The sequence below is a fragment of the uncultured Winogradskyella sp. genome (assembly GCF_937958655.1).
Classification (GTDB): Bacteria; Bacteroidota; Bacteroidia; order Flavobacteriales; family Flavobacteriaceae; genus Winogradskyella.
Genome location: NZ_CALGNH010000008.1, coordinates 40,739 through 52,681 on the forward strand (window position 1 = coordinate 40,739; position 11,943 = coordinate 52,681).

13 protein-coding genes are annotated in these 11,943 nt (G+C 33.7%); all 13 read right to left on the reverse strand.

Annotation, left to right across the window (positions count from 1 at the left end; translation table 11 throughout):
* Window positions 1-21 precede the first annotated feature (21 nt).
* Window positions 22-1,602, reverse strand: coding sequence for a F0F1 ATP synthase subunit alpha (atpA, locus tag Q0800_RS01845; RefSeq protein WP_299127104.1), 1,581 nt, complete (start codon window positions 1,600-1,602; stop codon window positions 22-24).
* 78 nt (window positions 1,603-1,680) lie between these two features.
* The gene (atpH, locus tag Q0800_RS01850) at window positions 1,681-2,217 is read right to left on the reverse strand and encodes an ATP synthase F1 subunit delta (RefSeq protein ID WP_299127106.1); all 537 of its coding nucleotides are present in this window, start codon (window positions 2,215-2,217) and stop codon (window positions 1,681-1,683) included.
* 5 nt (window positions 2,218-2,222) lie between these two features.
* The gene (locus tag Q0800_RS01855; protein ID WP_299127108.1) at window positions 2,223-2,717 is read right to left on the reverse strand and encodes a F0F1 ATP synthase subunit B; all 495 of its coding nucleotides are present in this window, start codon (window positions 2,715-2,717) and stop codon (window positions 2,223-2,225) included.
* 65 nt (window positions 2,718-2,782) lie between these two features.
* Window positions 2,783-2,992, reverse strand: a complete 210-nt coding sequence (gene atpE, locus Q0800_RS01860; RefSeq protein ID WP_140989457.1) for an ATP synthase F0 subunit C — start codon at window positions 2,990-2,992, stop codon at window positions 2,783-2,785.
* Window positions 2,993-3,015: 23 nt separating this feature from the next.
* Window positions 3,016-4,116 carry a F0F1 ATP synthase subunit A gene (gene atpB / locus Q0800_RS01865; protein WP_299127113.1) on the reverse strand — a complete coding sequence of 367 codons (1,101 nt, stop codon included), beginning with the start codon at window positions 4,114-4,116 and terminating at the stop codon, window positions 3,016-3,018.
* Between the two features lie 540 nt (window positions 4,117-4,656).
* On the reverse strand, window positions 4,657-4,911 hold the full coding sequence (locus tag Q0800_RS01870) for an AtpZ/AtpI family protein (protein WP_299127115.1): 255 nt from the start codon (window positions 4,909-4,911) through the stop codon (window positions 4,657-4,659).
* A complete protein-coding gene (locus tag Q0800_RS01875) occupies window positions 4,853-5,296 on the reverse strand; it encodes a polymer-forming cytoskeletal protein (RefSeq protein WP_299127117.1) in 444 nt (147 codons plus the stop codon). The genes Q0800_RS01870 and Q0800_RS01875 overlap by 59 nt, the downstream gene beginning before the upstream one ends.
* Before the next feature lie 16 nt (window positions 5,297-5,312).
* Window positions 5,313-7,925 carry a hypothetical protein gene (locus tag Q0800_RS01880; protein WP_299127119.1) on the reverse strand — a complete coding sequence of 871 codons (2,613 nt, stop codon included), beginning with the start codon at window positions 7,923-7,925 and terminating at the stop codon, window positions 5,313-5,315.
* Window positions 7,926-8,135: 210 nt separating this feature from the next.
* Window positions 8,136-8,855: an ABC transporter ATP-binding protein gene (locus tag Q0800_RS01885; protein WP_299127121.1), complete on the reverse strand. Its 720-nt coding sequence runs from the start codon at window positions 8,853-8,855 to the stop codon at window positions 8,136-8,138.
* A gap of 15 nt (window positions 8,856-8,870) precedes the next feature.
* On the reverse strand, window positions 8,871-10,349 hold the full coding sequence (locus Q0800_RS01890) for a DUF5687 family protein (protein WP_299127123.1): 1,479 nt from the start codon (window positions 10,347-10,349) through the stop codon (window positions 8,871-8,873).
* 61 nt (window positions 10,350-10,410) lie between these two features.
* Entirely contained in the window at window positions 10,411-11,103 is a 693-nt protein-coding gene (locus Q0800_RS01895; protein ID WP_299127124.1) for a hypothetical protein, read from the reverse strand.
* On the reverse strand, window positions 11,100-11,753 hold the full coding sequence (locus tag Q0800_RS01900; RefSeq protein ID WP_299127125.1) for a hypothetical protein: 654 nt from the start codon (window positions 11,751-11,753) through the stop codon (window positions 11,100-11,102). Before Q0800_RS01900 ends, Q0800_RS01895 begins: the two co-directional genes overlap by 4 nt.
* A gap of 1 nt (window position 11,754) precedes the next feature.
* On the reverse strand, window positions 11,755-11,943 hold a 189-nt coding region (locus Q0800_RS01905), incomplete at its 5' end, for a helix-turn-helix transcriptional regulator (RefSeq protein WP_299127126.1).

Sequence of the window (11,943 nt, forward strand, 5' to 3'; positions counted from 1 at the left end):
TCAGGATGACAACGGTTTTTATTAAGCCCTAAACTTAGCAGATAGGTCTTTTGCTACATTGGTTAAGGTGTCAATAACTTCATCCGTTAATTTCCCTGCTTTTAATGTGTCTAAAGTATCTCTGTGCTTAGCGTTTAAGAATTCGATATAATCAACTTCAAATTCTTTAACTTTATCAACAGGAACGTCTCTTAATAAATTCTTAGAACCTGCATAAATTATTGCTACCTGATCTTCTACTGTAAAAGGATCATTTTGCGCTTGCTTTAAAATCTCAACGTTACGTTTACCCTTATTAATTACATTTAAAGTAGATGCATCTAAATCTGAACCAAACTTAGCAAAAGCCTCTAATTCACGGAACTGAGCTTGATCTAATTTTAGTGTACCAGATACTTTCTTCATTGATTTAATCTGAGCATTACCACCTACACGAGATACTGAAATACCAACGTTAATAGCTGGACGTACACCAGAGTTAAATAAATCACCATCTAAGAAAATCTGACCATCCGTAATAGAAATTACGTTTGTTGGAATATATGCAGATACGTCACCAGCTTGTGTTTCTATAATTGGTAAAGCAGTTAAAGAACCACCACCTTTTACGATTGGCTTTAATGACTCTGGTAAATCGTTCATTTCGCTTGCAATTTTATCATCATTAATGATTTTTGCCGAACGCTCTAATAATCTTGAGTGTAAGTAGAATACATCACCAGGATATGCCTCACGTCCAGGAGGACGACGTAATAATAACGACACCTCACGGTAAGCTACGGCTTGTTTAGACAAATCATCATAAATGATTAATGCTGGTCTACCAGTATCTCTAAAATATTCGCCAATAGAAGCTCCAGTCATTGGTGCATAAACTTGCATCGCAGCAGGATCTGATGCGTTAGCTGCAACAATTGTTGTATAAGCTAATGCTCCTCTTTCTTCTAATACTTTAGCTATGTTTGCAACAGTAGACGCCTTTTGTCCTACAGCAACATATATACAATATACAGGCTCACCTGCATCGTAAAATTCTTTTTGATTTAAGATTGTATCAATACATACAGTAGTTTTACCAGTTTGACGGTCACCAATTACCAACTCACGTTGTCCTCTACCAACCGGAATCATAGCATCAATTGCCTTAATACCTGTTTGTAATGGTTCTGTTACTGGTTCTCTGTAGATAACACCTGGTGCTTTGCGCTCTACTGGCATTTCATAAGTTTCACCAGCGATTGGTCCTTTACCATCAATAGGGTTACCTAAAGTGTCAACAACACGACCTACAATACCTTCACCTACTTTTACAGATGCGATACGCTTAGTACGTTTTACTGTAGAACCTTCTTTTACTCCTACCGAAGTACCTAAAAGTACAATACCTACATTATCTTCTTCAAGGTTAAGTATAATTCCTTCTGCACCACCATCGAATTCTACCAATTCACCATATTGTGCGTTAGCTAATCCGTAAGCACGTACAATACCATCACCTACAGTTAATACTGTTCCTACTTCGTCTAATGAAGCACCTGCTTCAAAACCTGAAAGTTGTTGTTTTAAGATTGCTGATATCTCAGCTGGTTTTACTTCTGCCATCTTATTTTTTATATTTTGCTATTTATTGAAAAGACCTTTGGACTACGCTCAAGGTGACAGTTCATTTAAACAACAGTTCTAATTTAATGTAAATTCTCTTTTTAATTTATCGAGTTTATTTGCGATACTAGCATTATACTGAATATCACCAACTCTTAATATGAAACCACCTAAAATGTTTTCATCTATAATATTTTCTACTTCTACTTCCTTACCAGTAAGTTCTTTTACTTTAGCTAAAACTTTAGTTTTTAATTCTGCTGTTAATGGTACAACCGTAGTAACTGTTGCTACTTGTGTACCTCTCATCTGATCGTATAACTGCGTATAACTAGTAGCTACATCACCTAAAAGTGATAGTCTCTTATTAGAGATTAAAGTATCTACAAGATTTGTAGTAACAACATTAGCATTTTTAAATACTGATGTTAATACGGCTTTTTTATCTGAAGATCTTACTACAGGACTTTGAAGCATTTGATTTAAATCTTCACTCTGTCTGATAGTGCTAGTGATTAATTTCATATCACTATTTACTGCTTCGGCAGATTTATGATCTCTGGCTAAGCTTAAAACTGCTTTTGCATATCTAATTGCTGCTCTTGATCCTGACATTTATTTTAGTTTAAAGTTGCTTCACCTAACATACCTTCAACCAACTTTAATTGCTTGTCTTTGTTAGATAATTCTTCACGTACCACTTTCTCGGCGATATCTAATGATAATCCTGCTACATGGCTTTTTAATTCTACCATTGCTGCTTTCTTTTCACTTTCTATGGCTGCTTGGGCTTTTTCAATGATCTGACTTGCCTTTTCTTGTGCTTCAGACTCAGCCTTTGCAATAGTCTGCTCTCTTATCTCTCGAGCATCTTTTAACATGGCTTCGCGTTCTGCACGAGCCTCTTGCAAAATACGCTCATTATCTGCCTGAAGATTTTCCATTTCCTTACGTGCATTTTCAGCAGAAGCAAGTGCATCTTTAATGCCTTCTTCTCTTTCGCTAACGGCACCAAGAATTGGTTTCCACGCAAATTTTCTCAATATGATAAGTAGACATAAAAAAGAAATTAATGTCCAAAATATAAGTCCAAATCCTGGGTTTACTAAATCCATTATGTAAAGTGTTTTAAATTTTTAAAAAAAGAGAATCAGCCAACCGCTAATTCTCTTTTTGGTAATTAACCTTGTAATAAAGCAACAACAACTCCAAAAAGCGCTACCGCTTCTACGAAAGCTGCTAAAATAAGAGCAGAGGTTTGAATTTTTCCTTGGATTTCTGGTTGACGAGCCATAGCATCCATAGCTGATCCACCAATACGTCCAATTCCCATTCCAGCTCCAATAGCTGCTAATCCAGCTCCAATTGCTGCAATTCCTGTAATAGTCATAGTTATAAAATTTAAATTAATTATTAATGATGTGCTTCTTCAGTTGCCATACCAAAATAAAGGGCTGACAATATTGTAAATATATAAGCTTGTATTGCTGTTACTACAACTTCTATTATTGTTATAAATAATGAGAATGCCACAGATATTGGTGCAATAGCTATTGACTTAAATATAAATACTAGTGATATAAGCGATAATATAATAATATGTCCTGCAGTTATATTTGCGAATAAACGGATCATTAAGGATACTGGTTTTACGAACATCCCTACAATTTCTATTGGCATTAAGAATATTTTCATAGGCACTGGCACACCAGGCATCCAAAAAATATGTTTCCAATAATTTTTATTACCACTAAATGTTGTTATTATAAAAGTAATTACGGCTAAAGTAAATGTAAAGGCAATGTTACCGCTTAAGTTAGCTCCGTTTAAGATTGGAATTAGCCCAAAAATATTATTTATCCATATAAAGAAAAATACCGTTAATAAATAGGGCATGTATCTCTTATACTTATGCTCACCAATCATTGGTTTTGCGATTTCATCCCTAACAAAAACGATTAATGGTTCTACAAAACTTGCAATACCAGACGGCACATTTTCATCAGATTTTTTATAACGACGTGCTGCTGTTAGAAAAATTAAAAGCAATACCACAATAGATACCCACATCATAAAAACGTTTCTAGTAATAGAAAAGTCTAAGGGCATGTGCGCATTAGTTGGGTGACCTTCTTCGTCTAGGGTAACTGCTGTTTCTCCTTCATTAAGTTGATATACCTTTTCATGAACGTTTACAAAACGCTGTCCGCCTTTTTCTACAACTTGGTGACCATGATAATCGTGGTGAAACTCTGAAGACATAAATGTTGTTAATCCATTATCTGTCCAAAGAATTATAGGTAGTGGAATAGTGATGTGCTCTTCGTCCTCTTTACCTTCATTAAGCGTAAGTATATGCATACCATAGGCATCTTTTACGTGATGCATAATCATCTCCTTAGGATCGAATTTTTTATCGTCTCCCCCTTCTTTGGGATCGGAGGCAAACCCAATATTAAAAACCGTTAACATTAAGGCTGATAATATCATGTTTTTAAAGGTGTTAATTCTCATTGTAATGGGCTTAAAAATACCTTACTTTAAATTCGCTGCAAATGTACGTACATTAAATGAATTGACAAGCATTTATTTTGCTATAATTTTTGCAAAACATTTGTCAGACGAACCACTGATTTAGACGTACTTTAAAATTTGTTTTTACAATTTTTTAAGAAATCGAGTTATTGCAAAAACTTCAATGAATAAATACAAGAAATATAGAATGAAAAAATTAAACACATCGGGTTGTTTTTTTTCGAACTCTGAAAGTAGTAATGGCAATAAAAATAAAATGGCTAAAATCATTTTTACAAAGGTCATTACCATAAATAAATTGAAGATTTCTTTTTTCCCTATTGAAAAAAGATAATTGATTATGGTATAAAAAATAAGTGTTACAACAAAATGAAAAAGATAGATGTGCCAAACCGGAAAAAAGAAATCTACATCCTTAGCCAAGTAATGCAATAGATAACTATGCAGGCCAAATATTAAGGCAGTAACACACGTAAGTAAAACTACAAATGTGATTTGTCTTTTTTTGAATAACTCCATCTAACTTTCTTTTGAAGCTGCAATAATACGCCTAATTACAAAAATAATAGATAAAATTACTGAACCCAATGAAAAGCAAAGTGTAAAAAGGTTATGATCATTAGGATAATAGTCATCTAATTTTACACCACTAAAGGTACCTACACAAATGATAACCACCATCTGTATAGCAATACCAGAGAAAAGAACGTAAGAATTAAGCTTGCCTTTCTGATCGTTGTGTGGCTTCTGACTGTTTTGATTTAACGGGCTCATTAGGTAATGCTTTTACAGTGCCTTTCATACTACAAGTGGCATTAAATGTAGCTCCAGGCTCAACAGCTAGTTTATTGATATGCACCTCTCCTTCTATATGCGCTGTGGACTTTAAAGATAAGGTTCCTGTTAATATCAGTTTCCCTGAAAATTTCCCTTCAAAATCAGCATTCTCTCCTTGAAGCGTTCCTTTAATAAAGCCTGATTTACCAATAACAACTTTTCCGGAAGTTTTTATATTACCTTCTACAGTGCCGTCAATTCTAAAAGGCCCTTGGCTAGCTATATCACCAACAATTTTAGTCCCTTTAGCTATAATGTTTTGTTGCGTACTTGATTCCATAGTTCTCTGTTGTTTAGGTTTTTTAGTCTCTGAGGAAAACATATAAATTAGATTTAGGTTACTCTAGCTTAAGATAAGCATTTAAATTTTTATGACGTTGCACAATAGCATAGTTTGGTGATGAGATCGCAAAATAATCTTTTGTAATTTTTGGTTTTACTGGCCTGCCACGTTTATCTTTTTCATCGGATTGTAAAAGCTCCGCAAAACCACCTGCACCTTGTATGCTTTTTAGTCCATGGACTACAACAAACGTGGTGTTTTCGTCATACACATCTATGGATGTTGTTAAGTCAAAATAATTAATTTTTTTCTCAATTTCTTCATCTAAGATCTTAATGAATTCATCAATATTTTCGCCAGAACCTTTCTGAAATTGATAAATAACGTTAAAATTTTTGGGCTTTTCATCTGCAACAAATTCTTTTTTGGCTAAAGCCGGTATTGCATTTTGAAGCAACTCTTGCGCCTTTTTTCCTTCTTCTGAGTTTGCGTAAGTCAGTGCTATATAATTAACACCTTCTTTGTAAGCCTCGAAACCGTAAAGTCTTCCTTTTGCAGAAGCTTTTAAAATTTCAAACTTTGGCACAAAATCATCTCCCTCTAAACGTTTTATTTGCTTTTCTGCTTCGGCAATTACCTCAGCGTATTTCTGCTCTCCAAACTTCCTAAATAAGTTTGTGTAGATAACTTCTGGACTATTTTGGTCTTTAGTTAATTCTGATTGTGGGTTGAGAAGAATTTCTGCATATCTAGAATCTGGGTAATTACTGATAATATCAGATTTCATAGTCTCAGCATTTTGCTCTAGCCCTAGTTCTGTATAAATTTTATACAAATTGTATTTTGATGGTAACACTAATCTTTCCTCTGGATTACTACCTAAAAGGTCTTCAAATTTAGATTTAGAGCGTTGTAATTCTTTAAACTTCTCTTTATAAATAATCCCTAATTGATAATATGCAAAGTTTCTTTCTTTTGCAATACTATCTATTTCTTTTTGTTCTGTGGGTAGCGCAGCAATGTAAGTTTCTGGATTGTAGCGCTGATCATCTTCTTGTGACGCTACAGCTTCGTCATCCTCTATATTATCCCTTTTTATTGCAGATCTTTGGTCCAAAAGCCTCCAGTTATCTTGTAACTGACGCTCTCCCCAAAGTTTAACAAATTCGTTTTTACCGTAAGCTACAGTTGTTGGATTGTAGAAATAAAAATTGTTTCCTCCTGCATTGAAGGCTCCAGGTAAGGCACCTCTGTTAGATTGTGCTTTTAATCTAGGGTCTGATTTGTTTAAATTATTAGAACCGAGCGCATTTTGCCTTGAAGCTTGCTCCTTTTGCAAGGCTTTTTGCTTTTCTTCTTCTATAACTTTTTGCTTTAAATCTTCAATGTAGTTTGTGTAAAATGCTAGCTGTTCTTCTTTTGAAAGATTAACAATACGCAATATACTATCTGCTTTTTGCGCTACATCTTCGTAAAAAATGACGTCGTCTAAATTCTCTCTTTTTCGCTTTATTATTCTAAATGGCTTAGAGTTTTTAACCATTACCGTCATTGTACTGTCGTAATATGCACCAGCAGTTTTATAAATACTTTTATCAAAGTACATATTACCAAGTGTTTCGTAATTAAGTGCACGTAAATAATTATCGGAGGTCGTTTTTCTTAAGGACTTATTATAATATACCTCAGCAATACTGTCAGCTTTCTTACGAAGCTCATACTCTGCAATACGATGGTATATTTTATCTAAAAATGGTCTGTTTTCTCTATTTTCTTCAAGATCTGTAAGATAGTCTTCAAAGGCTAAGACATCACCTTCATTGGTATTAAAATTATAGGACTTTTCTAAGTGTGCGTTAATATAAAATGATCTCGGAATTTGTCTGTGCATGTCTATAATAGCATCAAACTCCATATTAGCGCTGTCTTTTTCTTTAAACTCGTTATACAATTGTCCTCTTATAAAATGATAACGTGCTTTTTCGCTCTTTACCTTTGTATGCTCTGCTGCTATAGCAAGTTGCACTAAAGCACTATCTTTCGATTTTATATTTACATAAGCCTGAGCTAGTGCAGCTGTAGCATCTGCTAAGTCTTGCCCTTCTAGCTCCTCTTCTTCTAAAAGACGTTTTAGTCGTTTTATAGCTCCTAGGTTATTGTCTAATCGCATGCTAGACTTTTCTCGCCAAATCTTTACTTGGTTTATTTTATCGCTGGTTGGATACTTATTTAAAATATTATTAAACGCCGCTAATGCAGGCACAAAACGCTGGTCGTAGTATCTTGCTTTTCCTAATAAGAGATAGGCTTCATCAATTTGTGGATTTTTTTCTTTTCCGTCAATATTCATCCCGTGCTTCTGAATGGCCTTAATGGCCTTTTCTTCTGCACGTTCAAAATCTACATTTTTAGATTTACCTGGTAAAAACACATCATCATTTACCTCCATACGCTCCACAGGTAGTAGTTCCCAAAAATTCTCAGTAAACTCATCATTAACACCAAGTACACTACGTTGTAGGGCAATATCTCCATTAAAAAGAATATTATACTCTGTACCGAGAGCATGAAAATTTCTATTAATAAAGGTGTCTTTTTTACGTGAACAACTAAGCACAGTAAATGCTAGCAAACTCGAAACTAATATTGTTTTTATGTTAAGCTTCAACGTTGGTTTTGTTTAAATTGATGCCATATTAGCATTATAGATAACTAAACTATTGGATGTTTAGTGTCTTGAGTTGTAAAAATAAACATCTTTTTGAATTTTTAAGTCTATTTACATGTTTTTAGCGGAGAGACAGGACTTGAGGCCATAAAAAAGCTCGTCCTCATTACAATGAATAAGCACGAGCTAAATATTGATTGATTAGATGTGTTATGCTTCTTCCTGAGTTACTAAATTGCTTGCAAAATGAGCCTCTAGCTCCTTTAGTGTGGTTGGGTTGGTTTCCAAATCCTTTACCACATTTCCTTTTTCTAAAACTACAATACGCTCGCAAACATCGGTAACATGCATTAAATCGTGACTAGAGACTAAGACTGTTACTCCTTGTTTTTCGGCTAAATCCTTCAGAATCTGTTTTAATCGTATTTGTGTTGTAGGGTCCAAATTAGCAAAAGGCTCGTCTAAAATAATGACTTCTGGATTTCCAATAAGGGCTGCGACGATACCGGCTTTCTTTTGATTACCCTTACTTAAATCTCGTAAAAATTTTTTCTTTCCTATAATTTCGCCATTAAAAAAATCTTCAAACTGAGCGGTTAATGCATCGACATCTGCTTTATTTTGACCACGTAAATCGCCTATAAAATAAAAATACTCTTCTGGTGTGAGATAGCCAATTAAAAAGCTTTCGTCTATAAATGCCGAGGTAAAGGGTTTCCAATCTTCGCTTTGATTGACTATAACTTCGTTACTGGTTATGTTTCCTGTTGAGGGTTTTATTAAGTCTAATAAAAGGCTGAAATAGGTCGTTTTCCCTGCGCCATTATTCCCCACCAAACCAAAACTTTGTCCTTTAGGAATACGTAGTTCTTCAATATTAAGAACGGTCGTTCCGTTGTATGATTTTGAAAGGTCTTTAGTATATATCATAATATTGGTCTGTTTTTAACTGTCTTGACTAAAAGCGTCAATCATTTTGTATTTTGAATCGAGATATCTTTGAGTGATAAATCGCATTAATTTTTTATGGAGTACGATGCCTAATATTCCGAATATTACAAGTGTTGCAACCGCTGCTTCAAAGCCAAGCAACCAGTTGATCAACCCAAATAATCCCATTGGCACGAGCATTAATGGTATACCTATTAACCATTGTACAGCTCCTGTTCCTTGATAATTAAAGGCTGCCTTTTTATCTAAATCTATCTTTTTTCTGTTGAAGGAACCTCCCCAAAGTATGACATGTGAGTTAACGCCAATGTTATAAATGGCTGCGGCTAAATGGGCAATTAGAATTTTCCAGCCGAAATACACATACGGAATACCTAATACAAATAGTATTACTACACTCAACACCATAAGTATAAACTTAGAGCGGAGATACTGCTCATACTTAATATTTTGGCTCATTAGCATTTTGTAATAACCACTATCCCAAGCTGGAATAAATTGCCCAAAATTAATAAGGAAAAATCCTGTTGAAAAAATACCTATAAATGCAAACATAAACTCCATCTCACGATACACCGGTTGCGGGTAGAAAAACAAACCATAAAGTACACCAATAACCAAAAGCATTGCCATTGATTTTGTCCGTTTATTTCTCCAAATTAGTTTTAGGTCTAACTGCATAAAAGGTGCAATATCTCCAAATCGATTGGTCCAAGATAAGTCTGCAGCTTTTACTTCCGTAACCTTAGATTTTAAAGAACTATCCAAGAACAGTTTCTCTTTCAATATTTTAAAGTTATACGCGTAAAACGCCACTAATATTACAAATGGGATTAGAATAAAAATTGGATTATTAGCTATATACAGCATGCCATCACCAACAAGGGATTTTATTGGCAGTATATTAAAATAATCCAGTCCAAAAAGTGTCCCGACGACAGCTATTAGAGGTAGAAAAGATAATTCTGTTTCAGCAGAAAACGCTTCTACAATAAAATTTAAGAAGTTTATAATAAGTACAATGATTAGCATTGTAAACATCCATGTTAAAATCATAGACGTATCATACCCATCTCTTATAAGCATTATGCTAAACGGAATAATGGCGAATAATGGCAGAAAATTAAAAAAGTTAAGCGCAGACTTACCTAATACAAAATTAACAACAGTAGAGCGTTTTATAGGTAAGGTCAAAAGTGGTTTAACACTCATCACTGGCAGTTTCTGAAGAAAAAAACGCATCATTAAATCTGCTATTATCCAATAAAATAAGAATCCATTAGCAATTACAAACGCATCCTGTTCGGGAAAAGTTTCCTTTAAAATAAAAAGTAAGCCAAACCCTAAGGCTAAAAACATAACAACAAAATACAGTGCAAAAAATACAAGTAATATGTTTAAAGCTATACTCTTTTGCCAATAAGACGAACGGAAATACTGTTTCCATTCTAAGTTAAGAAAATGCTTTATCATAAGCTTTTTGGTTAGTTAATACTTAGTGTTAGTGTTGCTTTGGCGTAATTTGTTACACAATTTATGCAAATTTATAATCTGGATGTTGTTTAGCGGCTTCATTTCTAAGTTTTGGAGAAACAATATAAATTGAAACATATAAGATTAACGCAAAACCAACCATTAATATAGAAAAAATAAGCTCTTGAGTATTGCTCCAGTTTTTATTTGAATCAAAAATAATTCCGCCATAAATACCAATATTAAAGATATGGCTAAGCTCACCTAGCTGTAACGCTGTATTGTCAAACAGCCATTTTTTACCCGTTTCCTTTTTTGTCTTTCTGATTGATTTTACACTTTTAATAAAGTAACTTAGAGGAACCCAAAACAATACCATTGCTGTTGGTATTAGTATGTAAAGCCTTTCATCCACAAACTGAAATAATTGATAGAATATATAAATTAAAAATAAGGTCAATATAATTTTAGGTAGCTTAAAAAAGTCCTTAAAATATTGCCACACTAGTTTTCTATAATGGGTATTTAAAGCTTTGGTTTTTTCTTCAATAACATCGGAAAAACCCGTTACTCCGAACTTTTTAAATTCAGTATTTAGAGCATCTTCAAAAGTAGCGTTTGGATTTTGAATCAAATGGTTTTCTATTCCATTAGCTAAATGGTCTACTAATTCTGTTTGCACATCAAACCAATCAACATAGTGCTTTTGGGTAAAGGTATAGAGTTGCTGTATTTGGTCTTTATTAAGCATCATATTGAATCCAATATTTTGAATCTTAAATTGTAATATTTTATCTGTTTAATTGATACTAGCGCCATCGCTAGAAGCAACGATAGTGTAAGGCTTACTAAAATGATTATTAAATAGTCGTATTTTTTGATAGATTCTAAATTGAAAATATTCCAACAAAAATGAAATAATTGAAAAGACACGGCAAAAATAAAACCTAAGCGCTCTAAAGAAGAAAAGCGATTTAGTTTATAAAAGCGTAATGCAATAAAATATACAAGACCAGAAATTATGGAAAGTGCTAATGGTAAAGAACCTAACCAAGATTTAGCAAGTGCTATTTCTGTGGTAAAGTTTAAATATTTAAAAAGTGCAACTAAAGCTAAAAAAGTTACAATGCATGGCCATTTTACTAATTCTTTCAGAATCAGTCTAAGTAACTTTTTGTCAGAAGATTTAATGAACTGTTTATTATTATCGAGTAATCTAGATTTATGTTTTACCATATAGTCTTTAAAGATGTAGTAAAAGTCTCGGGAATCCCCTTCCTCAATTTTTGCTTCAATCCCAGAAGCTACGTGATCTACCATTTCTGATCTTGTATCCACATGAATTATCTCAGAATTTTCAAGGTAACTATCTATAAATTGTATTTGTTCTAAACTTAACTTCATCTTAAGCTAATTTAGGATTTACTAATGCTTGCATGGTTTTTATGTAGTCAGCAAGTTCATTGAGTTTACTCACGGTTTCTTTAGTCCCAGATTCAGTGAGTTTATAATATTTACGTAAGCGATTATCTACTTTGGCTACCTCAACATCTAAAAGACCCTCCGCTTCCAGCTTATGAAGCGCTGGGTATAA